Raw genomic sequence first — 26,172 nt, 5'->3', positions numbered from 1 at the left:
CACCGGCCCGCACCCGGAGAACGACCGGTAGCCGCCCGGCCGACCGCCGGAGGCGATCCGCGTCGTTTGGGTCGTTGTCAGACCGAGGACCTAGTCTGTGCACCGTGACTTCGCCTGCTTCGACGGACCGTGTTCCGCCCCAGCTCAGCGCGGGGCCGCGCCCCGCGCTGGGGCCGGCCGCCGACGAGGGGCTGGCGCGGCGGCTGCGCGCGCTCGCCTGCACCGCGCCGATCCACGACCTCGACGCGCGCAAGGCCAATCTCGCCGGTGAGTACTCGGTCTACGGCATGGCGGAGATCGCCCTCGCCGCCATCGACCTCATCACGCTCAACATGGACTTCGACACCGGCGCCGACCACGACCAGATAGTGGCCAGACTCCTGCCGCGCATCGCCGCACAGGCCCCCCGGCGGCCCGTCGCCGAGCACGAGCGGGTGGCTCGCTGGGTCCTGGAGAACCTGATCAACGTCGGCAGCGTCGACCGCGGCTTCCGCGCCGCCTACGGCACGTTCGCGCCGGACGGCACCTATGTGCGCCGCGACTACGACTTCAAGCTGATCGAGGAGGTCACCGGCTACGGCGGCGTGGTCTACCTCCGGACCACCGACGAGGCGGTCAACGTCCTCGTCGGCGCCCTCGACACCGACGTCACCAGCGCGCAGATCGCCGCCGAGGTCAAGCTCGAGGTGCTCATCCGCCGAGGCCGCCTCGCCGACGCGCAGTTGGCCGCCGAGCAGGCCCGCTACCGCACCGTGCAGTACGCGGAGACGCTGCGCCGCGCCCTGGAGGCCACCCGGCGCAACGTCCGCGCGGTTGACTGGCTCAACGCCGTGCCCGACATGATCGCCGAGGCCCTCGACCACGTCGCCGACCGCTACCGCCACGAGAACGCGATCCTCACCAACATCCGTAAGGCCCGTGACGAGATCGAGGACGCGGAGAACAAGCGGCGGGCCGCCGAACTCGTCGACATCGTCAAGGACTGCATCCGCCGGCACACCCAGCTCCAGTCCAGGCTGCTGGAGGCCGGCCCGCTGTTCCGCGCCGAGCAGGACCGGCAGGCGTTCGCCACACCCATGACGTCGTCGGGGATCGACCTCTACGGGCATCTCGTCGCGCCCGTGCTGCCGTTGCCGCTGGAGCAGGCGGTCCGGGTCACCGACGCGTTCTTCGCGCGCGGGACCGGGCTGCGTACGCCGGTGTCGGTGCGGGTGGGCGATCTCGTCGACCTGCTGCTGACGCCGCCCGTCGAGCGGGAGCATCTGGGGGCGGAGATGCCGGAGCCGGACCTCATCGCGACGCCGGACGACAGCCGGTTCAGCGAGGAGCAGTTGGCGGTCGCCAAGGAGCTGCTCGACCTGCCGGCGGACGCGCCGCGCCGGCTGTCGGGGCTGCTCGCGGAGGCGCGCCGCACCGGCGACCTCGAACTGCCGTACCTGGTGGCACTGCTGGCGGTGCACGCCGCCAGCCCGGCCGTGGGCACCGCCTACCGCCAGGGCGAGGAGAAGCTGCTGTTCGCCGTGGACGACGGCACGGAGCTGGACGACCCCGAGTTCGGCGGGGCCGATCTCATCGTCGGCACCGCCCTGCTGGACGCCGCGGGAATGGCGGCGGACCGCACGGAGGCGGCATGAGCCGGACCGGGAACCGAATGAACGAGCACCAGAACACCGAGCACGAGAACACCGAGGAGCCGAAGCCGTGACCGAGCACGTCGAGTGGAGCGACACGGAGGCCCCCGCCCCGGCGGTGAGCGCCGCCGTCACCCCCGCCGACGCCGCCGACGCGGCGCGGCTCGTCGCCTTCGGACTGCAGCCCAAACTGCAGCCCGCGCGCGACCAGGAGTACGCGGAGCTGCTGCGGCGCCACCGGGAGGACCCGGCGTTCGCCCGGCTCGCCGACGCCGTCGCCGCCGGGCTCGGACTGATCGTGCTGGAGGTGTCCCCGCGCGCGGGGATGGCGGTGACCGCCGCCGAGGACTCGGTGTTCGCCGTGCGGATGGGGGACTACGCGCGTCGTACGTCCGCCGACGGCGGCGACCGGTTCCTGCACGGGCTCGCGCACCTCGCCGTCGCCGCGATGGCGTTCCCGCGGCCCGAGGACCTGGCCGACGACGGGTACATCGGGCGGGTCAGCGTCAACGGCGTCGACGCCTTCGTACGCCAGGCCTGCAGGCGTCTGGAGGAGCGGGCGGCGGAGCAGGGCGAGAACACCGACCCCGCGACCGACGCGCCCGGCCTGGAGGCCGCCTGGCGGATCTGGGCCAGACGCAGTTCCACCGGCGCCACCAAGGACGCGCGCAGACTCGCCGGTTCGACGACCGGCATCGTCGGCAAGGCCGTCGGGTTCCTCACCGACTCCGGCTTCCTCCAGCGGACCGGCGACGACAGCGGCGGCACCTTCCGGACGACCGCGCGCTACCAGCTCCAGGTACGCGACATGGCGGGCGCCGCCGCCATGGCCGAGCTGCTGGAGCTGGGCGTCGTCCCGGTCACCGACGGCACGCCGACCCTGCTGCCCCCCGAGGAGACCGACGACCTGGACCTGGTGGCCGACGCCGGACTGCCGTTCCACTCCGGAAGCTCCTGAGGCTCCTGAAGCCCGTAGAGCTACCGACGCCCGTAGCGCTGCCGAAGCCTGTGGAGCTGCTGAAGCTCCTCACCCCCTGATCTGCTGATCCGCCGAAGACTTACGAGAGTCCGCCATGTACGAGCTGTCCCGGGTCCGCCTCTACTCCATCGGTCCCGCCGGTGCGCGCTACGCCGACACCGTGCTTGACCTGCGGGGCGTGGGCGACGTCGTGCCCGACCCCGCGCCCACGCAGGCGGAGTTCTTCGAGGAGGAGCCGGTCGGCCCGCCGCGCCGGCCCGCGCCCGCGGGCGTGCTCTTCCTGGAGAACGGCGGCGGCAAGTCCGTCCTGCTCAAGCTGATCTTCTCGGTGATGCTGCCGGGACACCGCAACACCCTCGGCGGCGCCAGCTCCGGCGTGCTGCGCAAGTTCCTCCTCGCCGACGACTGCGGACACGTGGCGCTGGAGTGGCAGCACGTGCTCACCGGCGAGTGCGTCGTCGTCGGCAAGGCGAGCGAGTGGCGCGGACGGCAGGTGTCGAACGATCCGCGCAAGTTCGCGGAAGCCTGGTACTCCTTCCGGCCGGGACCCGGGCTGAGCCTGGACAACCTGCCCGTCGCCGAGTCCACCGCCGTACGCCCGCCCGTCGAGGGCGCCTCCGGGGCGCGCGGGCGGCGGCGCACCATGAAGGGGTTCCGGGACGCCATCACCGAGGCGGGGAAGGCGTATCCGCACCTGGAGGTGCACTGGGAGGAGATCCACGACCGCTGGGTCGAGCACCTCACCGAACTCGGCCTTGACCCCGAACTCTTCCGCTACCAGCGGGAGATGAACGCCGACGAGGGCGAGGCCGCCGGCCTCTTCGCGGTCAAGAAGGACTCCGACTTCACCGACCTGCTGCTGCGCGCGGTCACCGACACGCGCGACACCGACGGGCTCGCCGACCTCGTCAGCGGCTTCGGCAACAAGCTGGGCCGACGAGCCGAACTGATCGCCGAACGGGACTTCACCGCCGGGTCGGTGGACCTGCTGGGCCGGATCGTCGAGGCCGCCGACGCCCGGGCACGCGCGCGTGACGTCCACGCCGCGGCCGAGCGGCGCACCCGCGCGCAGGCCCGGCGGCTGTCCGCGCGGGGCGTGCGGGAGAAGGTCCGGGCCGGCGATCTGGCCCAGCGGGTCACGGCCGCCGCCTACGCCGTCACGCACTCCGAGGGGGCCCGCGGGCGCAGCGCGCTGATCGCCGCCGAACTCGCCTTCCGGCACGCCTCGTTGGCGCTCGCCGCGGCCGAGAAGTCCGCCGCCGCGCAGAAGCGGGAACTCGCCGACGCCCGCACCCTGCACTCGGCCTGGCAGGCCGCCGAGGCCGTGCTGCGCCACCGCGCCGCCGCCGACCGGGTCGCGCGCGTCTCCGCCGCCATCCAGGAGGCCGAGCGCGACGCCGCGCCCGCCCTCGCCGCCCGCGCCAAGGCCGCCGTCGATCTCGTCCGGGCCCTGCACTCGGCCGCCGAGAACGCCGAGACCCTCGCCAACGAGGAGGAGGAACGCTCGGCCGCCCTCCAGGAGGTCGGCGAGTCCGCGCACCGGGACGCGACGTCCGCCGCCACCGACGCCCAGCGCGCCCGCAGCGAGGTCGGCCACCTGCGCCAGCGCCTCTCCGAGGTCGAGCAGGAGACCGCCGAGGCCGTCCGCGCGGGCTGGCTCGACGACAGCGCGCCCGACGCCGACCCCGCCCGCGCGGCCCTCGCCGCCAGCGACGCCGAGAAGACGGCCGTCGCCGCCTGGGACACCGCCCGGGAGGCCTCGCGAAGGGCCGGCGAGCACGCGCGCGAGGCCGCCTCCGCGGAGTCCCGCGCCGAACTCACCGCGGCCCGGGCCGCGGACGCCGCGACGGCCGCGCAGCGCTCGTACGAGGCCGAGCGGCGGCTCGCCGAGTCCCTGGCCGGCGAGGAACGGCTCACGGAAGTGCTCGGCCTCACCGGCGGCGGGCCCCGCCGCCGGATCCCGCAGCCACGACAGGACGGCGAGCCGGACGACGGTCCCTCCCTGACGCCCGACGACCTCGACCGCAGCGCCGACGACCTGCGCGAACTCCTCGACGACGCCGTCTCCGCCGCCGAACGGCAGCTCTTCGAGCTGCGGACCGCCGCCGCCGACGACTCCCGCATCCTCGGCGCGCTCGGCGACGGCGGACTGCTGCCGCCCGGCCCGGACGTGCTGGCCACCGTCGAGTACCTCGGCGAGCACGGCATCCCCGCCCTGCCCGGCTGGCGCTACCTCGCCCAGGCCGTCGACCCCGCCGACCACGCGCGCGTGCTCGCCGCCCGGCCCGAGCTCGTCGACGGCGTGATCATCACCGACCCCGCTTCGCACGCACGCGCGCGTGAGGCGCTCGGTGAGGCCGCCCTGCTGCCCCGTTCGGCCGTGGCCGTCGGCACCGCCGCCGCCCTGCTGGCCCCGACCCCGGCCGCCGACGCCCACAGCGGCCCCTACGGCGACGTCTTCCTCGTCCCGCCGAACCCGGCCATGCACGACGAGCAGGCCGCCGACGAGGAGCGGCAGGCGCTGCGCGCGCGGGCCGCCGAGCGGGACGAGGACATCCGCCGGCTCGCGGCACGCCTCGGCAAGGACCGGGAACTGGCGTCGCGGCTCGCCTCCTGGCGCACCGGCTGTCCGGCCGGGCGGCTCACCGAGCTGGCGCAGACCGCGGGGGAGGCGCGCGCGTTCGCCGAGGAGGCCGAAGCCGAGCTCGCCGAGGCGCGGACCCTGCGCGTGGAGGCCGACGAGACCGCCGCCGAGGCCACCCGGATGCGCGACGAACGCCAGGAGGCCGCACAGAGGGCCCGGCGGGCCGCCGACGCCCTCGCCGGGCTCGCCTTCCGGCTGCGCGAGCGGGCCGGCTGGCAGGTCAAGGTGCGTGAACTCGCCGACGAGGCCGCCGAGTCGGAGGCCCGCGCCCAGACCTGCCTGGAGCGCGCCCGCGCCGCCGACGAGGACCGGCGCGGCGCCCAGCGCGCCGCCGACGACGCCCGCCGCACCGCCCGCGCGCTGCGCGCCGAACGCGCCGAGATCGCCGGCGCCCCCGACGACGTACCGGAAGCCGACGAGGACGCGGCCAAGGCGCCCCTGCCCGCCCTCCGCGAGGCCTACCGGGCCGCCTCCCAGTTGTACGAGAAGGTCGGCGTCGGCGCCGACCTGCGGGCCGAACAGGCGCGCGCGGAGAGCGAGAAGAGCGCGGCCCAGACCGACCTGGACCGGCTCAGCAACAAAGTCCGTACGCGTGCCGAGCAGTTGCTGCAGTCGCCCGACGGCTCCGACGGACCGTCCCGGCAGGCGGCCGTAGCGCGCGCGGAGGAGCTGGTGCAGCTTCTGGAGACCCGTATGTCCACCGCGAGCGAGCAGCTCGGGCGACTGCGCGGCGACCACGAGCGGCTCGCGCCCGAGGACGGCGAGGCCCACACCGAGCTGGCCGAGGAGCTCCAACCGCGCGACGCCGAACACGCGCAGGCCCTGCTGCGCACCGCGACCGCCGAACTCGCCTCCCGCGCCGAGGCGTTGAGCCAGGCCCGCGAGGCCCACGCCGAACTCCTGGCCGCCCACCGCGCCGCCGAGGACGCGGCCGGCGGCTTCGACGAGATCGCCGCGATGCTCCGCGACCTGCTCCGCGAACACACCCCGGACGAGGAGCAGGAGGAGCCGGACCCCTACCCCGGAACCCTGGAGGAGGCCCGCCAGTCGGCCGCCGAGGCCCGCCGCGCGCTGCGCGGCTGCGCCGCCGACCTGTCCGCAGCCGAGTCCGCCGTCCGCGAGGCCGGCGACACCCTCGTACGGCACGCCAACTCCACACGCTACGAGCAGGTCCGTACGCCCGCGCGGCAGCAGATCCGTGAACTGCCCGCCGCCGCGCTGCCCGAGAACGCGCAGAAGTGGGCGGACGCCTTCGCGCCCCGACTGCGCGTCCTGACGGACGAGTTGGCGCAGTTGGAGCGCAACCGGGACTCGATCGTGGACCGGCTGCGGGGGCTCGTCGAGTCCGCGCTCGCCACCCTGCGCTCGGCCCAGCGGCTCTCCCGCCTGCCCGAGGGGCTCGGCGAGTGGTCCGGCCAGGAGTTCCTGCGGATCCGCTTCGAGGAGCCCGATCAGGCCACCCTCGCCGAGCGGCTCGGCGAGGTCATCGACGAGGCGACCCGGGCGGCCGTCAAGAAGAACTCCGACCTGCGGCGCGACGGCATGTCCCTGCTGCTGCGCGGGGTCGGCGCGGGCCTCCAGCCCAAGGGCGTCGCCGTCGAGATCCTCAAGCCGGACGCCGTCCTGCGCGCCGAGCGCGTCCCCGTCGGCCAGATGGGCGACGTGTTCTCCGGCGGCCAGCTCCTCACCGCCGCCATCGCCCTGTACTGCACGATGGCGGCCCTGCGGAGCAACGACCGGGGCCGGGACAAGCACCGGTACGCGGGCACGCTGTTCCTCGACAACCCCATCGGGCGGGCCAACGCGACCTATCTGCTGGAACTCCAGCGCGCGGTCTCGGACGCCCTCGGCGTGCAACTCCTGTACACGACGGGCCTGTTCGACACGACGGCGCTGGCGGAGTTCCCGCTGGTCATCCGGCTGCGCAACGACGCCGACCTGCGGGCGGGCCTGAAGTACATCAGCGTCGAGGAACACCTCCGGCCGGGTCTGCCCCGGCAGGCCCCGGCCGGAGAGGGCGAAGCGGCGCAGGTGCGCAGCGAGATCACGGCGACGCGGATGTACAAACGGCCCGCGCCGCACGCCGGTTGATCAGCCGTTTTCCTTCAGGAGGTCGGCGCACTTCTCGCCGATCATCATCGTCGTGATGCACGGGTTGACGGCGATGAGGTCCGGCATGACCGACCCGTCCGCGACCCGCAGCCCCTCGACCCCCTTGACCCGCAGCCGCGCGTCCAGCGGGGCCGTGGGGTCGTCGTCCGCGCCCATCTTCACGGTGCAGGACGGGTGGTAGACGGTGTTGTGGGTCTTGTGGATGTAGTCGAGCAGTTCCTCGTCCGACCGGACGTCCGGCCCGGGGGCCAGCTCCGCGCCCGCCCAGCCGCCGAGCGCCGGCTGTGCGGCGATCCGGCGCGCCAGCTTCAGCCCGTACGTCATCACCCGCACGTCGTGCTCGTGCGTGAAGTACCGCGGATCCACCATCGGCTTGTCGCGGTAGTCCCGGGTCCGCAGCCGCACCGTCCCGCGCGACTTCGCCTTCGTCACGTTGGGCGTGAGGCAGAAGGCGTTCTCCGAGGTGGGGTAGCCGTGCCGGGCGGTGTTCATGTCGAACGGCACCGACCCGTAGTGGAACATCAGGTCCGGCCGGTCCAGGCCCGGCTCGGTGTCGTAGAAGATGCCCGCCTCCCACCACTGGCTGGACGTGGTGGGCATGGGCCGGCTCGCCTCCCACATGATCACGCCCTCGGGGTGGTCCTGGAGGTTCTCCCCGACGCCCGCCGCGTCCACCACGACCTGCACGCCGACCTCGCGCAGATGCGCGGCCGGCCCGATGCCCGACAGCATCAGCAGCTTCGGCGTGTCGATCGACCCGCACGAGACGATCACCTCGCGCCGGGCCCGTACCGTCCGGGTGTGGATCAGGTCCGGGTCCAGGTACTCGGCGCCGACGCAGCGCCGCCCCTCCAGTACGAGCTTCCTGGCCCGCACCCCCGTCCGTACGGCCAGGTTGGGCCGCTTGCCCATGACCGGGTGCAGGTAGGCCACGGACGAGGACTGGCGGATGTTGTTCTCGTCGGAGTTGATCTGGAACCAGTTGGCGCCCCGCACCACCGTCGTGCCGGTGTTGAAGCCGACCGTCGGGATCCCGGCCTGCGCGCACGCCTCCAGCAGGGCGGTCCCGCACGGGTCCTCGCCCTTCAGCGTGCGCAGCTTCACCGGGCCGGTGCGGCCGTGGTGGTCGCCGGGCGCGTCGTTCGACTCCAGCCGCCGGTACAGCGGGAAGAGGTCGGCCGCGCTCCAGCCCGTACAGCCCGCCGCCGCCCAGTCGTCGAGGTCCTCGGCGGGCGCCCAGAAGGCGATACAGGAGTTGTGGGACGAACAGCCGCCCAGCACCTTCGCCCGGGCGTGCCGCATGAAGCTGTTGCCGCTGGCCTGCGGCTCGACCGGGTAGTCCCAGTCGTAGCCGGACTCCAGCAGGCCCATCCAGCGCTCCAGCCGGAGGACGTCGTCGTCGCCGACGTCGCTCGGACCCGCCTCCAGGACGCACACCGTCACCGAGGGGTCCTCACAGAGCCGGGCCGCGACCACGTTGCCCGCCGTGCCGCCGCCGACCACGACGTAGTCGAACTCGTCGATGCTCATGAGCTGCTGGCCTCCTCAGCCTTGGTCGGCCGCCGGGGCGGCGAGCGGAGCGGGCGCCGCGCCGGCTTTCAGCCGGTGGTCCTCGAGCACACCGGTCTTGTGCCGCTGCACGAACCAGTAGTAGGCGAAGCCGCCGCCCGCGATCACGGCGACGAACAGGACGGCGCCCCACTTCAGGTACCAGTGGAACGGCGCGGCCGCGTTGTAGACGGCGGCCCGCGGCCAGATCAGGTTGACCGTCATCGCCGCGCCCCACACCACCGCGACGATGTTGACGAGCAGCCCCCAGCGGCCGAGCGAGAACTTCCCGTCACCGGCCGGCTGCCACCTGCCGCGCAGCCGCGCCACCAGCATCGGGCCGGTCACGCCCAGGTAGGCGAGGTAGATCATGATGATGCCGATGCTGGTGACGACCGTGAAGATCTGCGGCTGGCGGATGTTGACCACGAGGATCGCCAGCGCCAGCACACCGATGATCACGGTCGGCAGCACCGGGGTCTGGAAGCGCGGGTGACACTTGGCCAGCCGCGCGGACCCCGGGAGGTTGTTGTCGCGGGCCATCGCGAACGCCAGCCGGATCGCCGCCGTGTGGACGGCCAGGGCGCACACCGTGACGGCGATCAGCACGCACCACAGCATCGCCTTGCCGGCCGTCGGACCGAGCACGTCGAGCACGACGTACTGCAGACCGTCCGTGGACAGCTTCTCGCCCTTCAGGCTGGACACGCTCATCAGCGCCAGCAGCAGCACCAGTCCGCCCAGGACGAACGACGCGACGATCGCCCGGATGATCGCGCGGGGCGCGTTGCGGGACGGGTCGAGGGACTCCTCGCCGAGCGAGGCGGCCGTGTCGAAGCCGTACATGACGTACGCCGAGGCCAGCGACGCCACGAGGAACGCGCCGAGGTACCCGGACCCGTACCCCGCCCCGGTGCCGTTGGTCTCCATGACGACCTGCGGGCCGCGGGTGATGTGGACGGCGAACAGGATGATCAATACGACCGTGGCGATCAACTCGATGAACACACCGGCCGTGTTGATCGTGGCCATCAACTTGACGCCGAACGCATTGATCACGGTGGTGAACAGAATCAACACGGCGGCCAGGATCACCGCGTTGGTCGCGACGTCGTACTTGCCGGTGCCGTCCCCCACGAACTGGAACGTCGAGGAGATCTGCGGCAGCGTCAGCTGATAGGCCAGGGCCACTGCGGAGATCGACACGATCGAGGCGATCAACATCATCCAGCCGGCCAGCCAGCCCAGATGCGGATTGCCGATCTTCTTCGACCAGTTGTAGACAGAGCCCGCGACCGGATAGCGGGCGGCCAGTTCCGCGAAGCACAGGGCGACCGCGAACTGGCCGACGAACACCATCGGCCACGACCACCAGTAGGCGGGGCCGCCGCTGCCGTAGCCGAAGTAGAAGAGCTGGAAGGTGCCGGTGAGGATCGAGATGTAGCTGATGCCCGCGGCGAAGGTGTGGAAGTTGCCGAGGGTGCGCTTGAGTTCGGGCTTGTAGCCGAACTCGGCGAGTTCGGCGTCGTCCTGCTCTGGGCCTGGCGGTTGCTCGGTCGTCGTCATGGGCGGACTCCTGGTGGACGAGGGGAGGGAGCCGGTCGAGCTGCGGGTGCCGGGATCAAGGAGGGGGGTGGAGAAGGGAGTTGTATGGGGCCGGGAGTCGTATGGGGCCGGCCGGACCGGCTAGTCGAACCAACCCTGCGGGGAGGGGTTGGTGTTGCGCCAGATGTGCTTCGCCTCGCGGTACTCGGCGAGCCCCGAGGGCCCCAGTTCACGGCCGAAGCCGGACTGCTTGAAGCCGCCCCACTCGGCCTGCGGGACGTAGGGGTGGTAGTCGTTGATCCAGACGGTGCCGATGCGCAGCCGGGCCGCGACGCGCGCCGCCTTCGCCTCGTCCGTCGTCCAGACGGCGCCGGCCAGACCGTAGACGGTGTCGTTGGCCAGCCGCACCGCCTCGTCCTCGTCCGTGAAGCGCTCCACGGTCAGCACCGGCCCGAAGGACTCCTCCTGGACCACCGTCATCCCGGCCGAGCACTCGTCCAGCACGGTGGGCGGGTAGAAGAAGCCCCCGTCGTGGTCCGGCCCGGACGGACGCTCGCCCCCGCACCGCAGGACCGCGCCCTCCGCCAGCCCCCGGGCGACGTACGCCTCGACCTTGTCGCGGTGGGCCGCGGAGATCAGCGGGCCGGTCTGCGCCCGCTCGTCGAAGGGCCCGCCCAGCCGGATCCCGGCCGCCCGGCGCACGACCTCGTCGACGAACCGGTCGTGCAGGGAGTCCTCGACCAGGAGCCGCGCCCCGGCCGAGCAGACCTGCCCCGAGTGCAGGAACACCGCGGTCAGCGCCATGTCGACGGCCGTGTCGAAGTCGGCGTCGGCGAAGACGATGTTGGGGTTCTTGCCGCCGAGTTCCAGGGCGACCTTCTTGACCGTCCCGGCGGCGGCCGCCATCAGCCGGCGGCCGGTCTGCAGACCGCCGGTGAAGGAGATCAGGTCGACGTCCGGATGGTCGCCCAGCGGGGCGCCCGCCTCGGGGCCCGCGCCGAGGACCAGGTTGCCCACGCCCGGTGGCAGGCCGGCCTCCTGAAGGAGCCGCAGCAGGTGGATCGCGGTGTGCGGGGTCAGCTCGCTCGGCTTCAGCACGAAGGTGTTGCCGGCCGCGAGCGCCGGGGCGACCTTCCAGGCGGTCTGCAGCAGCGGGTAGTTCCAGGGGGTGATGAGTGCGCAGACCCCGACGGGTTCGTACACCACCCGGCTGTCGATCTCCGGCTGCCCGGTGTCGACGACCCGGCCCGTCTCGTTCGCCACCAGCCGCCCGAAGTAGCGGAAGCAGTTCGCGATGTCGTCGATGTCGTACTCGCTCTCCACCAGCCGTTTCCCCGTGTCCAGCGACTCGGCGCGGGCGAGCGCGTCCTTGTCGCGGACGAGGAGACCGGCGACCCGCAGCAGCAGGTCACCGCGCTCGGCCGGGGCGGTGTGCGGCCAGGGGCCGGTGTCGAAGGCACGGCGGGCGGCGGCGATCGCCTCCACCGTGTCCTTGCCGCCTCCCTCGTCGACGACCCCGACGAGGGAGCCGTCGGCGGGACAGCGGATCTCACGGGTGCGTTCGTCCAGCGCACCCCGCCACTCGCCGTCGATGAACAGATCAGGCATGGCCGCCTCCGAGCTTCTCGACGAGCCACTCGTGGAAGATCCCGATGTGGTGCTCGTTGGGGACCAGCACACCACCCCGGCGGTACGCCCGCGAGGACATCGCCGGCTGCGTCCGTTCACACGCCTCGAAGTCCTGCGCGTTCACCCGGTGAAACAGCTCCACCGACTTCGACACGTCCGCGCCGGACGCGACGACCTCCGGCGCGTACAGCCAGTCGCACTCGACGACCGTGCGGTCCTCGGCCAGCGGGAACATGCGGTGCAGGATCACGTGGTCCGGGACCAGGTTCACGAACACCGACGGCTTGACCGTGATCGCGTAGTAGCGCCGGTCCTGGTCCTCGCTCACCGCCGGCAGCCTGTCGAAGCCCTCGCTGCCGTCGACCGTGAAGCCCCGGATCTCCGCGCCGAACTCGGCGCCGTGGCCCACGTAGTACTGGGCCGCGTAGCCGTCGGCGAACTCCGGGAGGACATCGGTGAGTTCGGGGTGGATCGTGGCGCAGTGGTAGCACTCCATGAAGTTCTCGACGATCAGCTTCCAGTTCGCCTTCACGTCGTAGACGATCCGCCGGCCGAGGGCGAGGTGTTCGGTGCCGTAGTGGTCGATCGCGGCCGCGTCGCCGAGCCGTTCGACGGCCGCGTGCAGCACGGTGTCCTCGAAGGACGGGGGCTCGTCGGCCAGGCACACCCAGGCGTAGCCGAGCCACTCGCGCAGGGCGACCTTGATCAACCCGTACTCGACACGATCAACATCCGGCATCTTGATCAAGTTTGGCGCGGCGATCAACTTGCCGTCAAGGTCGTACGTCCATGCGTGATACGGACACTGGAGGCTGCGGCGGACCTCGCCGGACTCCTCCGTGCACAGCCGGGCCCCGCGGTGCCGGCAGACGTTCAGGAAGGCGCGCAGCTCACCGGTGCGGTTGCGGGTGATGACGACGCTCTCCCGGCCGACCTGGACGGTGCGGAACGCGCCCGGTCTGCCGAGGTCGCCGCTGCGGACCGCGCAGAACCACATCGACTCGAAGACGTGCTCCTGCTCCTGCCGGAAGATCTCCGGGTCGGTGTAGTACTCGCCGGGCAGCGTCGCGATGAGGCTGGGGGAGATCCGCTGGGCCGCGGAGGCAGGGGGCGCGGAGGCGGAGGCGGAGGCCTCGGCGGCGGAGGCTTCGGAGACCGAGGTCGCGGGGGAGGGGTTCTCGGGGGCGGGGGTCGTCGTCACGAGTGTGCTCCTCCGGCGGGCGCGGCGGCGAGGCGGGCGGGGTCGAACAGGCCGATGGGGTGAGTGGTGGCGCCGGTCAGGGCGAGGTCGGCGAGGATCTCGCCGACGACGGGCACGAACTTGAAGCCGTGCCCCGAGAAACCGCAGGCCACGGTGACCGACTCCGGGTGCGCGGGATGCCGGGCGATCACGAAGTGCTCGTCCGGGGTGTTCGAGTACATGCAGGTCGCGGCCTTGAGGAAGGTGCCGGGGAGGTCCGGTACACAGCCGGCCATGTGGTCGGCCATCGCCCGGACCTCCTCCTCGTGGACCGTCCGGTCGATGGTCTCCGGGGTGGTCACCTCGCCCTTGCGGAAGAAGGCGACCTTGGCGCCGAGGTCGGGGCCGTCGATCGACGGGAAGCCGTAGACCTGGACGCCGGCCGCGTTCTCCCAGATGTAGATCGGGTGGCGGGCGGGCAGGAACGGCTCGGTACCGTGCCTCGGCTGGAACCAGTACATGACCTGCCGCTCGATCGTGAACGGCACCCCGAGGTCGGTGAGCAGTCGGGGCGCCCACGCGCCCGGGCAGATCACCAACTGGCCGGCGGTGTAGGTGTTCTCGGCCGTGTGCACCCGCACCCCGTCCCGGCACGGCTCCCAGCGGGTCATCGGCTCGTCGAAGTGCAGGTCGGCGCCCTGCCGGGTGGCCAGTTGGAGATGCGCGGCCACGGTGTTCTCCGGCCGCAGGAGGCCCGCCTTCTTCTCGAACAGCGCGACCTCGTCGTCCTGCGGCGCGAGCGTCGGGAAGCGGCGCCGGATCTCCTTGGCGTCCAGCATCTCGTGGGGCAGGTCCCACTGCCGGGCGGAGAGCAGCGAACCGGAGACGGTACGCGAGTCCGGCGGGCCGACCATCACTCCGCCGGGCAGGATCGCGATCTCCCGGCCGGTGGCCCGCTCCAGGTCCTCGTACAGCTCGTAGGCGCGCAGCAGCAGCGGTACGTACGCCGGGTCCTCGAAGTACGACTGCCGGGTGATCCGCGAACCGCCGTGGCTGGAGCCCCGGTTGTGGACGGGGCCGAACTTCTCCAGCCCGAGGACGCGGGCACCGCGCGCGGACAGATGGTGGGCGGCGGCGCTGCCCATGCCGCCGAGACCGATGACGACGACGTCGTAAGTGGGGGACACGGAGGGCCTCCTGTGGGCGTCTTGGGGTGTCTGTCTCAGCGACGGATGCGGGTCATCTTCGGGTCGAACAACGGCTCCTCGGCGACGGTCGCGGGCACCCTCGCGCCGAAGTACTCGATCTGCACGGCCGTCCCGGTCGCCAGCGCCGGCAGCCAGGCGTACGCGACACAACGGCCCAGCGTGTAGCCGTACGACGCGCTGGTCACGTAACCGGCCGGGACGCCGCCGACGTACACCGGCTCCTTGCCGAGGACCACATGGGCGGGGTCGTCGAGCAGGAGCGGGGTGAGCCGGCGGGCGGGCGCGGCGCGGTTCTCCAGGCCTTCCAGCGCCTCCTGGCCGACGAAGCCGTCCTTGTCCATGCGCACGGCGAAACCGACGCCCGCCTCGTACGGGTCGTGCTCGTCGGTCATGTCGGTGCCCCAGGCCCGGTACCCCTTCTCCAGCCGCAGGGAGTTGAAGGCGGAGCGGCCGGCGGCGATCACGCCGTGCTCCTGTCCCGCCTCCCACAGCGTGTCCCAGAGCCTGAGGCCCAGGTCGGCGCTGGTGTACAACTCCCAGCCCAGCTCCCCGACATAGCTCAGCCGCATCGCCGTCACCGGCACGTGCCCCAGATACGTGTCCCTGGCGCGGAAGTAGCCGAAGCCCTCGTGCGAGAAGTCGTCGCCGGTCAGCGGCTGGACGAGGTCGCGGGCCAGCGGGCCCCAGACGCCGATGCAGCAGGTGCCGGAGGTGATGTCCCTGATCTGCACGTCGCGGGGCGCGTGCCGCAGGAGCCAGTCGAGGTCGGCGGGGGAGTTGGCGCCGACCTGGAAGCGGTCGGGGGCGAGCCGGGCCACGGTGAGGTCGGAGCGGATGCCGCCGGTCTCGTCCAGGAGCAGCGTGTAGGTGACCGCGCCGGGTTTCTTGCGGAGGTTGTTGCTGGTCATCCGGTCGAGGAAGGCGAGCGCGCCGGGGCCGGTGACCTCCAGACGGCGCAGCGGCGTCATGTCGTAGAGCGCGACCCTCTCCCGGGTGGCCTTCGCCTCGGCCGCCGCGACGGGGGACCAGTAACGGGCCGACCAGGCGTCGCGCTCGGGGACGTCCAGCCCGTCGGCGAGCGGGGCGTTCGCCTCGTACCAGTGCGGCCGCTCCCAGCCGCCGCCCTCCAGGAAGAACGCGCCGAGCTCCTGCTGCCGGGCGTGGAAGGGGCTGACGCGCAGCGGGCGCGGCCGCTCCATCGGCTGGAGCGGGTGCAGGACGTCGTACACCTCGACGAACTGCTGACACCCGCGTTCGCGGACGTACGACGGTGAGCGCTGCGCCTCCTCGAAGCGGGCGAGGTCGCACTCGTGCAGGTCGAGGGAGGGCCGCCCGTCGACCATCCACTCGGCGACGGCCTTCGCGACGCCCGCCGAGTGCGTGACCCACACGGCCTCGGCCAGCCAGAAGCCCCTGACCTGCCGCGACTCGCCGAGGACCGGCATGCCGTCGGGGGTGAAGGAGAAGACGCCGTTGAAGCCCTCGTCGATCTCGGCGTCCCGCAGGGCCGGGATCAGCCACCGGGAGTCGTCCCAGCTCGGCGCCCAGTCCTCCGCCGTGAGGGGGTACGAGGAGGGCATGTCCATGCCCTGGGCGCGGGCCTCGTCGTACGGGAGGACCGCGAACGGGTCGACGGGCAGCGGCCGGTGGGCGTAGGTGCCGATGCCGATGCGGTCGGTGTGCTCGCGGAAGTACAGGTCACGGTCCTGGAAGCGGAGGATCGGCCGCGACGCCTCGGCGGTGGCTCCGGCCAGTCCGGGCAGCGGTCGCGTCTTCACGTACTGGTGGGCGAGCGGTTGCAGCGGTACGTCGATCCCGGCCATCCGGCCGATCACGGGGCCCCAGAAACCGGCCGCGGAGACGACGTGGTCGGCGGGGAAGGTGCCCCGGTCGGTGACGACGGCGGTGACGCGGCCGTCCTCCTGCTCGATCCCGGTGACCGTGTGGCGGTCCAGGAAGCGGGCGCCCCGTTCCGCGGCCCGTTCCTGCTGGGCGCGGGCCGCGAGCAGGGCGCGGGCCAGGCCGTCGTCGGGGGTGTGGAAGCCGCCGAGGACCAGCGACTCGTCGAGCAGCGGCCAGAGTTCCTTGCAGCGGGCCGCGCCGACGATCTCGCCGCGGACGCCCCAGGCCGCCGCGTAACCGGCCCTGCGGTGCAGTTCGGCGAGGCGCTCGGGGGTGGTGGCGAGTTCGAGGCCGCCGACCCGGTCGAAGCAGGAGACGCCGTCGACGTGGAGCGAACCGAACTTCTCGACCGTGTACCGGGCGAACTCGGCGAGCGTCTTGGACGGGTTGGTCTGGAAGACGAGACCGGGGGCGTGCGAGGTGGAGCCGCCGGGGGCGGGCAGGGGGCCCTGTTCGAGGACCGTGACGTCGGTCCAGCCGCGCGCGGTCAGCTCGTCGGCGAGCGAACAGCCGACGATGCCGGCCCCGATGACGACGACCTTGGGGCGGACGGCCGTGCGTCCGCGCGGATGGGATGCGGGGGTTGGGGTGGGTGTGGGTGTGGGTGTGCTGGACATGCCCCTCCTTGCAGGGTGGGGGTGAACGTGCTCAGCGGGTGGGGATGGGGGGCTTTCCGGCGCCGAGGGTGGTGTCCTGCCCGTGTCCGGGGTGTACGACGGGTTTGTTGGCGACGAGCCGGACGTCGCTCACAGGACCACCACCGACCGCAGCACCTCGCCCCGGCGCATCTTGGCGAACGCCTCCTCCACCTGGTCCAGGGCGATGGTCTCGGAGACGAACGCGTTGAGATCGAGCAGCCCGTACAGGTACTGGTCGATCAGGTAGGGGAAGTCGCGGCTGGGCAGACAGTCCCCGTACCACGACGACTTGATCGCACCGCCCCGCGAGAACACGTCGATCAGCGGGAGTTCGACCTTCGACTCGGGGGAGGGGACGCCGACCTGCACCAGCAGGCCCGCGTGGTCGCGCATGTAGAAGGCCTGGGTGAACGTCTCTGGGCGGCCCACGGCGTCGATCGCGAGGTCCACGCCGAACCCGTCGGTGAGGGCGCGGACCGCCTCGACGGGGTCCGTGCCCCGGGAGTTGACGGTGTGCGTGGCGCCGAACTTCTCCGCCTGGTCGAGCTTGCGGTCGTCGATGTCGACGGCGATGACCTTCATGGCGCCGTTGAGGCAGGCGCCCGCGATCGCCGCGTTGCCGACGCCGCCGCAGCCGATGACGGCCACCGAGTCGCCCCGCCCGACGTTGCCGGTGTTGACGGCCGCGCCGTAACCGGCCATCACCCCGCAGCCGATGAGACCGGCGGCCTCCGGACGGGCGGCCGGGTCGATCTTCACCGCTTGCCCGGCCGCGACCAGCGTCTTCTCGGCGAAGCCCCCGATGCCCAGGGCGCTGGTGAGTGGCGTGCCGTCGGGCAGCGTCATCGGCTGGGTGGCGTTACGGGAGTCGAAGCAGTACCAGGGACGGCCACGGCGACAGGAACGACAGCTCCCGCAAGGGGCCCGCCAGGCGAGCACCACGTAGTCGCCGGGCGTCAGGTCGGTGACTCCCGCGCCCACCGCCTCGATCGTCCCGGCGGCCTCGTGCCCTAGCAGGAACGGGAAGTCGTCGGTGATCGCGCCCTCCCGGTAGTGCAGATCCGTGTGGCAGACCCCGCAGGCCTGGACGGACACCAGGACCTCCCCCGGCCCGGGGTCCGGCACGACGATCGTCCGCACCTCGACCGGTGCGCCCCTCCCGACAGCGACTACGGCACGGACCTCATGAGGCACGATCCCCTCCTCGACTGTTGCGCAATGCGCGGTGGGTTGCGCGATGAGGAACATATTGGGAACGGCACCATGGAGCCGTCAAGAGGCGTGAGTTAACCCTCGGCAAAACGACGGGGAGGAGCCGAAACCTGTCGGACACACAGGCGCTCGCCGCTTGCCGCCCGGGTGCTCGCCGTCCGTCGCCGTCCGTCGGCGTCCGCGTCTTCAGGTCGTCTGCCTGCTCTCCGTCAGAAGCCGTAGCCCATACGACGGGACAGCTCGGCCCCGGCCGCCACCGTCCGCTTCGCCAGCCCCGGCAGCCGGTCCGAATTCAGCCGGTAGACCGGACCCGAGACGCTGATCGACGCGATCACCCTGCCGTCGTGCGCCCGGATCGGCGCCGCCACGGCTGCCAGCCCCAGCTCCAGCTCCTCGATCGTGACGCCGAACCCCTGCGCGATCACCGCCTCCAGCTCGGCCCGCAGCATCGACGCACCGGTGATCGTGCGCTCGGTGAAACGCGGCAGGGTGCGGGCGAGCAGGCCCTCGCGCAGGGTGGGCGTCATGTGCGCGAGCAGCACCTTTCCGCTGGACGTCGCGTGCAGCGGAGTGCGTCTGCCGAGCCAGTTCTGCGCGGTCACCGAGGCGGTGCCGCGGGCCTGCATGATGTTGACGGCCGCGTCGTCGTCGAGCACCGCGATGTTGACCGTCTCGCCCAGTTCGTCGGCGAGTTCGCGGCAGACCGGGACGCCCTCCTGCGAGATGTCCAGCCGCACCGCGGCCGCTCCGGCCAGGCGCAGCACGCCGGCCCCCAGGTAGTACTTGCCCCGGTCCTTGGCCTGGGCGACCAGGCCCCGGTTCTCCAGGACGCCGAGCAGCCGGAACGCGGTCGACTTGTGCACGTCCAGCGCCTCGGCGATCTCGGTGACACCCGCCTCGCCGTGCCGGGCGAGGATCTCCAGCACACTCACGGCCCGGTCCACCGACTGGACGGCACTGGCCGCGCCCCTGCCGCTCTGCTTCTCCGTGGTCCCGGCGTTCTCCTCGCCGCGGTCGGACTGCTTCTGCGTGCGGGTCATGGCTCAACTCTCACCATCTGGCGGCCCGGTTCGGACCGCATCTGCGGGAAACCCTTGACGCGACCGTCATCCCGCCCGGATTCTGTTGCGTATAGCGCGTCATCGTGCGCCATGTGAAACACCATGTTACCGAAGCGTCCGGCGCCCGAAAGGGGGCCGACCAGCCCGGATCGACGGCACCCCGGACCGACGAGGCTCCGGAATGGTCGAGATTCCGTTTGCTTCGCGCATTTCCCCGAGAACTCCTTGTTCTGCTCTGGACCGCAGTTCTGCTCTTGACCGCAAGGTTCCGGACCGAGCGTCCCGGACCGAGAGGGGGGCCCGTGATACCCGTCTGCCGCCTCGAAGACCTCCCCGAGGGTGAGTCCGTCCGCGTCGACACCAACCCACCCGTCGCCGTGTTCCACGCCGAAGACGGCCAGTTCTACGCCATCGACGACACCTGCACCCACCAGGACGCCTCCCTCTCCGAGGGCTGGCTGGAGGGCTGCCTCGTCGAATGCCCGCTGCACGCCGCCGCATTCGACCTCCGCACGGGCCGGCCGACCTGTTTGCCGGCCCGCCGCCCCGTCCGCACCCATCGCGTCACCGTCGACGACGGCGTCATCCACGTCCACCTGATGGCGGAGGAGGGGACGGCGGCGTGACCGAGGCCCGAGCGGATGCCGCCCGCCTCACTCCCGCCCTCACCCACCCGACCTCAGAGGCTCCGGCCCCTGTCCCGACCGAGAGGAGCGGCACCGCATGAGGACCGTGACCGTCGTCGGCGCCTCCCTCTCCGGCCTGTACGCGGCTCGTGAACTGCGCGCCCAGGGCTTCGACGGACGCCTGGTGATCATCGGCGACGAACCCCACAACCCCTACGACCGACCTCCCCTCTCCAAGGACTTCCTCACCGGCCGGGCCGACGAGGCCCAACTCGCCCTCACCGACCCCGAGGAGACCGGCGACCTCGCGGCCGAGTGGCTCCTCGGCACCCGCGCCCGCGGCCTCGACGCCCGCGGCCGGACCGTGCTCCTGGACGACGGCCGCACCGTCCCCACGGATGGCGTGGTCATCGCCACCGGCGCCTCGGCCCGCCGACTTCCGGGCGAGGCACTCACCGGCGTCCACACTCTGCGCACCCTCGACGACGCCCGCACCCTGCGCGAGGAACTCACCCGAGGCCACCGCGAGGTCGTCGTCATCGGCGGCGGTTTCATCGGCGCCGAGACCGCCTCCTCATGTGCCTCCCTCGGCCATACCGTCACCGTCGTCGAAGCCGCCCCGCTTCCCCTCGTGCCCCCACTCGGCGCCGAAATGGCCGCCGTCTGCGCCACCCTGCACCGCCGCGGCGGTGCGGAACTGATCACGGGCGTCGGTGTGGCCGACCTGCGTGGCACCACTGCCGTCACCGGCGTGGAACTCTCCGACGGCCGGATCCTCCCCGCCGACCTCGTGATCGTCGGCATCGGCGCCACCCCCAACACCGCCTGGCTGGACGGTTCGACGCTGGCCCTGCACGACGGTGTCCTGTGCGACGACGGCTGTGTCGCCGCACTCCCGCAGGTCGTCGCCGTCGGCGATGTCGCCCGGGTCGGCGGCTCCCGCATGGAGCACTGGACCTCCGCGACCGAACAGCCCCGCGTGGCTGTGGCCAACCTGCTCGCCGGACGAACCGCCGAGACGGTGCGGTCGGTGCCGTACTTCTGGTCCGACCAGTACGGCGTGCGCATCCAGTTCGCCGGCCGGCGCCGGGACGGCGACACCGTCCGCATCACCGAGGGAGGACTCGACGACGGCGCCCCCGCCGAGGGTGGCTTCCTCGCCCTGTACGAACGCGCGGGCCTTACCACGGCGGTGCTGTCCGTCGACCGCCCGCGCCCCTTCATGCGAGCCCGACGCGAACTGGCCCGCGAGGAGGGACGGGTGGCGTCCGGCACGGTCTGACCGAGCCCGGACCGAGCCCTGACCATGACCTGTCCGGGGGTGCTCAGGGCGTGCCCAGGGTCAGAGCAGGGCCTGCCCAGGCCTGGACCGGGGCGTCCGGCGCGCTGCTTGCTTCAGGAGCGCGCCGACCGGCCTCAGGGGTGGGACAGTTGCCCGGTGCCGCTCTGCCTGCGTATACGCTCCTGCGCGCGCTCGGCGGCCCTTGTCTGCCGGCGCGCCCTGCGGCGCTCGCGGCGCAGCGAACGCGCTGTACTGCTCGGCGTCGACACCACACCGTTGCGCTGGTTCCACACTTGGCGCGTCACCCAGACGTCCAGCGCGCCCCAGGTGGCCAGCACCGTGCTCACCACGCCGCTGATCACCATGGGGAAGGCCAGCCAGGATCCGGCCAGCGTGCACAGGAAGGCGACCATCGCCTGAATCAGCGTCACGGCGATGAGGAGCACCGCGCGCACGGCCGCCGTACGTACCGGGTCGGGCATCCGGCGCCGACGCGCAGGCTCCTCCACCCACAACGGCCGGTAGGCCGCCCGCTCCTGTCCTGTGGCGGTCGCACCGCCGGCGCCGGTCGCACCGGTCCGTCGAACACCAGCTCGCGCCGAGTCGACGGCCGCTGTGGCGCCGCGGTCGGTCGCCCCGCGCCTGTCTGTCCCACTGTCGCGCCGCTCCGCTGTCACGTGCCCGTTCGCCGGAATGCCGCCACCCGACGCCTCGGGATCCCGCAGCGCCGTACCGCCCGCCGCCGCGCCCTCTTCGAGCGCCTCACGCCGCTCTGCCGTGCCCATCACCGTGTCACTCCCCACCGCCAGCAGACCGCTCGCCTCCGGATCGAAGACCCGGCTCCCCAGTGGCTGCCCGGCTTGCGCTGATTTACGCCGCCCAGGTGCGGCATACGGCTCGTGTGGCCGATTCCGCCCCCAATTCCCAATGAGTAGGACGAACGACATGCCCCGAAGATTCCCGCGTTGCGAAAAATTCTGGCCAACTCGTTTGCGGAGTCGACCGGATCCCGTCTGAGTTCGTGCACTGGATTCGGGGAGGTAATCTCCCACAATGCCCTGACAACACACCATGTCTCGCCCTGGGTGCGGAAGTTCAGCTTCCAGACGGCTCTTCGAGTTAACTGCGCGTCGGTAGTAGGCTCGCGCCGTTTGTTGACGCACATGCGTACCCCCTACCGGTGGGGGTTCGAGCTGGGGGAGGCCATGCGCTTTCGCGGGAAGTCGATCCGCCGGAAGATCGTGGCGTTGCTCCTCGTGCCGTTGGTGTCGCTCACCGCCATCTGGGGCTTCGCCACGGTACTCACGGGCCGCGAGGCGAGCCGCCTGTTCACCATGACGTCCCTCGTCGAGAAGGTCGGCTACCCCGTCGAGGACACCGTCCGCGTCGTCCAGCAGGAACGCCGCCAGACCCTCGTCTACCTCGCCGACCCCCGCGCCTCCGACGCGCTGTCCGCGCTGCGCCGCACCCGGACCGCCACCGACAAGGCACTCGCCGAGATCCGCAAAAACGCCCAGGACCCCGACGTACGCGACGTCCTCGACCAGGACGACGGCGAGGGCCTGACCGCGGTGCTCGACGCCTTCGACGGCGTCGACTCCCTGCGCCGAAGCGTCGAGGAGGGCACCGTCGAACGAGCCCAGGCCCTCGACCTCTACACCCAGCTGATCGACCCCTGTTACGCGCTGCTGGCCAAGATGGACGTGGTCGACAGCGTGGACATGGACAAGCAGTACCGGGCCCTGGTCGGCGTCGCCCGCGCCCGTGAACTGCTCTCCCAGGAGGATGCCCTGCTCGGCTCCGCCCTGGTCGTGGGCAAGTTGACCCGCGAGGAGATCCGCGACGTCTCCGACCTCGAGGCCCAGCGGGGAGTGGTCTACGACATCAGCCTCGCCCAACTGCCCACCGCGGAGCGCGAACGCTACGAGAGCTTCTGGAAGAACGCCACGACCGCTCCGCTGCGGACGGTCGAGCAGGCTGTCGTCGCCGCCGCACCCGGCGACCTGCCCCGGGGAGCCGGCGCCCGGAACTGGGACACCGCGGCCGGAAACGTCCTGGACGAACTCGGCACCCTGGACGAGCAGGCCAACGACCGCTATCAGGACCGGGTCGGTCCGGTGGCCATCGGGGTCATCGTCAAGGCGGTCGTCGCCGGTGTCTTCGGACTGATCGCACTGCTCGTCTCCCTCGTCCTGTCCGTGCGCATCGGCCGGGGCCTCATCCGCGACCTGCGTCAGCTCCGGCTGGAGGCCCACGACGCGTCCGGCGTGCGGCTGCCCAGCGTGATGCGCCGCCTGTCCGCGGGCGAACAGGTCGACGTGGAGACCGAGGTGCCGCGGCTGGAGTACGACAGGAACGAGTTGGGCGAGGTCGGCCGGGCCCTCAACACCCTCCAGCGCGCCGCCGTCGAGGCGGCCGTCAAACAGGCCGAACTGCGCTCCGGCGTCTCCGAGGTCTTCGTCAACCTCGCCCGCCGCAGCCAGGTCCTGCTGCACAAGCAGCTCACGCTGCTCGACACCATGGAGCGCCGCACCGAGGACACCGAGGAACTCGCCGACCTCTTCCGTCTCGACCACCTCACCACCCGCATGCGCCGGCACGCCGAGGGCCTTGTGATCCTCTCCGGCGCGGCCCCCTCCCGTCAGTGGCGCAAGCCCGTCCAGCTCATGGACATCGTGCGTGCCGCGGTCGCCGAGGTCGAGGACTACGAACGCATCGAGGTCCGCCGCCTGCCGAGGCTCGCCGCCACCGGCCCGGCCGTCGCCGACCTCACCCACCTGGTGGCCGAACTCCTGGAGAACGCCACGGTGTTCTCCCCGCCGCACACCGCCGTCCAGGTGTTCGGCGACCGGGTCGCCAACGGTTTCACCCTCGAGATCCACGACCGTGGCCTCGGCATGGCACCCGAGGCTCTCCTGGAAGCCAACCTCCGGCTCGCCGAGACACCGGAATTCGAGCTGTCCGACACCGACCGCCTCGGGCTGTTCGTGGTCAGCCGGCTCGCCCAACGGCAGAACGTCCGCGTCTCCCTGCAGCCCTCGCCGTACGGGGGGACGACCGCCGTCGTCTTCATTCCCGACGCGCTCCTGACCGACGACGTTCCCGACACCAACGGCATCGGCTTCCGGCTCGACCGACCCCGGCCCCCGAAGGAGACGGCGGCCGGGGAGACCCGTAGGCCCGCGCTCTCCGCGGCCTCGGTGCAGCTTCCCGGAGTGCCCGCCTCGATGTTCGACGGTCCGATCGAGTTGGAGGCTCCCGTCGGCCTGGACGCCGTCGGTGGCTTCCCGGTCGCCCTGGACGAGGACGACGACGAACACGGCGGCCTGTTCCGCCCGCGCCGCTCCCTCACCCGCGCCGAGGGCGAGCCGGCCGCCGACGCCGTCGACCAGCACCGCAGGCTGTCCGACGGCCCCGGTGACCCCGACGGGACCGTCGCCGCCGACCCGGCCGCCCCCGTACCGCTGCTGCCCGGCCGCCGCACGCCGAAGCTGGTCAGCTCGCACGGTCGCCCGGTCTCGGAACAACGGCCCCGCCGCGCGGAGACGGACACCGAGCCCCCGACCAGGCCCGGCCCCCGCCGCGTGGAGAACGAAGGCCCCGCGCCCCTGCCGTCCCGCCGCCGCGGCATGACGGCACAGATCCCCCACCACGGCGGCCCGACCGAGCGACCCGCACCGCCGGAGCACCCCGGCCGCGGCGCCGAGGAGCCTTCCCAGCCCCCGCTCCTCCCACGGCGTAGCCGAGTGACCCCGGCTCTGTCCGGCGGCCCCGACGACCCGGCCGCGCGTGCCGACACAGCGTCCGCCGGGACGGCCGGGAGCGTGCAGGGCGGTGACCGGGGGAGCGGTGCCCGCAATCAGGGACCCGCGCCTCATGACACCGGCTCCGGCACGGGAGCGCTGCCGCGGCGTGTACGGCAGGCGAACCTGGCCCCGCAACTGCGCCAAGGCCCGGATCCGCGCACCGAGAACAGTGCCGACCCCGCAGACCGGGACGCCGACGAGGTACGCAGCCGCATGGCCTCGCTCCAGCGCGGCTGGCAGCGCGGTCGCGTAGAGAACGCCGCGGGCGACGACGCCCACAGCGGCACAGCACCACAAGGAACGACAAAGGGGGACGGTCGATGACCGCACCGAAGGCGACCGGCCATAGCACCACCAACGGCGAGCTGAACTGGCTCCTCAACGAACTCGTCGACCGGGTCGCCAGCATCCGCAAGGCCGTCGTCCTCTCCGGCGACGGCCTGCCGACGGGTGTGTCCAAGGATCTGTCCCGGGAGGACGGCGAGCACCTGGCCGCCGTCGCCTCCGGATTCCACAGCCTCGCCAAGGGCGTCGGCCGTCACTTCGAGGCCGGTAGCGTCCGCCAGACCGTCGTCGAACTCGACGACGCCTTTCTGTTCGTCACCGCCGCCGGTGACGGCAGCTGCCTCGCCGTCCTCTCGGACGCCGACTCGGACGTGGGGCAGGTGGCGTACGAGATGACGCTCCTCGTCAAGCGGGTCGGCGTACATCTGGGCACCGCCCCGCGCACCGATGTGCCCGCGGGCGGGTAGTGGGATGGCATGAGCACAGACGGTCAGGGAAGAAGTCACTGGTTCGACGACGATGCCGGGCCGGTCGTCCGTCCGTACGCCATGACGCGTGGCCGTACCACCAGTGCGGTCCAGCACCGCCTCGACCTGATCGCGGTGGTCGTCGCCGAGCCCTACGCCGACGACGCGGAAGCGGACCCCTCGCTGTCCCCCGAGCATGTGGACATCGTGGAGCTGTGCCAGGACGCGCCGCAGTCGGTCGCCGAACTCGCCGCAGGACTCAACCTGCCCATCGGAGTGGTAAGGGTGCTGGTCGGAGACCTCGTGGACGCGGAATTCGTCCATGTGAACCGGCCGGTACCCCCTGCCGAACTGCCGGACGAGAGTATTCTGCGCGATGTGATCAACGGCCTCCGAGCGCTGTGAGCAGCGCGGAAG

The 26,172-nt window shown here is 72.2% G+C and carries 17 protein-coding genes; 8 read left to right on the top strand and 9 right to left on the bottom strand.

Annotated features, from left to right (window positions below; all coding sequences use genetic code 11):
- Positions 1–104 precede the first annotated feature (104 nt).
- From OG352_RS06920 to OG352_RS06910, 3 genes are all read left to right on the top strand, one after another.
- Positions 105–1,634, top strand: a complete 1,530-nt coding sequence (locus OG352_RS06920; RefSeq protein ID WP_329215430.1) for a hypothetical protein — start codon at positions 105–107, stop codon at positions 1,632–1,634.
- Positions 1,635–1,701: 67 nt separating this feature from the next.
- Positions 1,702–2,589, top strand: coding sequence for a hypothetical protein (locus OG352_RS06915; RefSeq protein ID WP_329215428.1), 888 nt, complete (start codon positions 1,702–1,704; stop codon positions 2,587–2,589).
- A 115-nt stretch (positions 2,590–2,704) separates the two neighbouring features.
- Complete coding sequence (locus OG352_RS06910) at positions 2,705–7,345, top strand: hypothetical protein (protein ID WP_329215426.1); 4,641 nt, start codon at positions 2,705–2,707, stop codon at positions 7,343–7,345.
- Here OG352_RS06910 and OG352_RS06905 read toward each other — a convergent pair whose 3' ends face one another.
- The 8 genes from OG352_RS06905 to OG352_RS06870 form a co-directional block, all read right to left on the bottom strand.
- Positions 7,346–8,896: a GMC family oxidoreductase gene (locus OG352_RS06905; RefSeq protein WP_329215425.1), complete on the bottom strand. Its 1,551-nt coding sequence runs from the start codon at positions 8,894–8,896 to the stop codon at positions 7,346–7,348.
- Between the two features lie 15 nt (positions 8,897–8,911).
- On the bottom strand, positions 8,912–10,480 hold the full coding sequence (locus OG352_RS06900) for an APC family permease (protein ID WP_329215423.1): 1,569 nt from the start codon (positions 10,478–10,480) through the stop codon (positions 8,912–8,914).
- Positions 10,481–10,600: 120 nt separating this feature from the next.
- Entirely contained in the window at positions 10,601–12,067 is a 1,467-nt protein-coding gene (locus OG352_RS06895) for an aldehyde dehydrogenase family protein (protein ID WP_329215421.1), read from the bottom strand.
- On the bottom strand, positions 12,060–13,175 hold the full coding sequence (locus tag OG352_RS06890; protein ID WP_329223739.1) for an aromatic ring-hydroxylating oxygenase subunit alpha: 1,116 nt from the start codon (positions 13,173–13,175) through the stop codon (positions 12,060–12,062). The genes OG352_RS06895 and OG352_RS06890 overlap by 8 nt, the downstream gene beginning before the upstream one ends.
- Positions 13,176–13,285: 110 nt before the next feature.
- Positions 13,286–14,455: an N-methyl-L-tryptophan oxidase gene (solA, locus tag OG352_RS06885; RefSeq protein ID WP_329215419.1), complete on the bottom strand. Its 1,170-nt coding sequence runs from the start codon at positions 14,453–14,455 to the stop codon at positions 13,286–13,288.
- 35 nt (positions 14,456–14,490) lie between these two features.
- Positions 14,491–16,995: a GcvT family protein gene (locus OG352_RS06880; protein WP_329215417.1), complete on the bottom strand. Its 2,505-nt coding sequence runs from the start codon at positions 16,993–16,995 to the stop codon at positions 14,491–14,493.
- A 129-nt stretch (positions 16,996–17,124) separates the two neighbouring features.
- Complete coding sequence (locus tag OG352_RS06875; protein ID WP_329215415.1) at positions 17,125–18,210, bottom strand: S-(hydroxymethyl)mycothiol dehydrogenase; 1,086 nt, start codon at positions 18,208–18,210, stop codon at positions 17,125–17,127.
- A gap of 227 nt (positions 18,211–18,437) precedes the next feature.
- A complete protein-coding gene (locus OG352_RS06870) occupies positions 18,438–19,268 on the bottom strand; it encodes an IclR family transcriptional regulator (protein WP_329215413.1) in 831 nt (276 codons plus the stop codon).
- A 323-nt stretch (positions 19,269–19,591) separates the two neighbouring features.
- Here OG352_RS06870 and OG352_RS06865 point away from each other — a divergent pair, with 323 nt between their 5' ends.
- Positions 19,592–19,915 (top strand): bifunctional 3-phenylpropionate/cinnamic acid dioxygenase ferredoxin subunit, encoded by a 324-nt coding sequence (locus OG352_RS06865; protein ID WP_329215411.1) that lies wholly within the window; start codon positions 19,592–19,594, stop codon positions 19,913–19,915.
- Between the two features lie 97 nt (positions 19,916–20,012).
- Positions 20,013–21,197 carry an NAD(P)/FAD-dependent oxidoreductase gene (locus OG352_RS06860; RefSeq protein ID WP_329215409.1) on the top strand — a complete coding sequence of 395 codons (1,185 nt, stop codon included), beginning with the start codon at positions 20,013–20,015 and terminating at the stop codon, positions 21,195–21,197.
- Positions 21,198–21,331: 134 nt separating this feature from the next.
- Here the strand turns inward: OG352_RS06860 and OG352_RS06855 are convergent, their stop codons facing one another.
- A complete protein-coding gene (locus tag OG352_RS06855; RefSeq protein ID WP_329215408.1) occupies positions 21,332–21,982 on the bottom strand; it encodes a hypothetical protein in 651 nt (216 codons plus the stop codon).
- 420 nt (positions 21,983–22,402) lie between these two features.
- Between OG352_RS06855 and OG352_RS06850 the strand changes: the two genes are divergently transcribed.
- The 3 genes from OG352_RS06850 to OG352_RS06840 are packed head-to-tail and all read left to right on the top strand — an operon-like array spanning position 22,403 to position 26,160.
- Positions 22,403–25,327, top strand: a complete 2,925-nt coding sequence (locus tag OG352_RS06850; protein ID WP_329223738.1) for a nitrate- and nitrite sensing domain-containing protein — start codon at positions 22,403–22,405, stop codon at positions 25,325–25,327.
- Complete coding sequence (locus tag OG352_RS06845) at positions 25,324–25,755, top strand: roadblock/LC7 domain-containing protein (RefSeq protein WP_329215406.1); 432 nt, start codon at positions 25,324–25,326, stop codon at positions 25,753–25,755. Before OG352_RS06850 ends, OG352_RS06845 begins: the two co-directional genes overlap by 4 nt.
- 9 nt (positions 25,756–25,764) lie before the next feature.
- Positions 25,765–26,160 carry a DUF742 domain-containing protein gene (locus tag OG352_RS06840; RefSeq protein WP_329215404.1) on the top strand — a complete coding sequence of 132 codons (396 nt, stop codon included), beginning with the start codon at positions 25,765–25,767 and terminating at the stop codon, positions 26,158–26,160.
- The last annotated feature ends 12 nt before the right edge of the window (positions 26,161–26,172 follow it).

Origin of the sequence: Streptomyces sp. NBC_01485, assembly GCF_036227125.1 — a bacterium.
Taxonomy (GTDB): Bacteria; Actinomycetota; Actinomycetes; order Streptomycetales; family Streptomycetaceae; genus Streptomyces.
The sequence above is the reverse complement of the archived record's forward strand: the minus strand, read 5'-3'. Positions and strand labels throughout refer to the sequence as shown.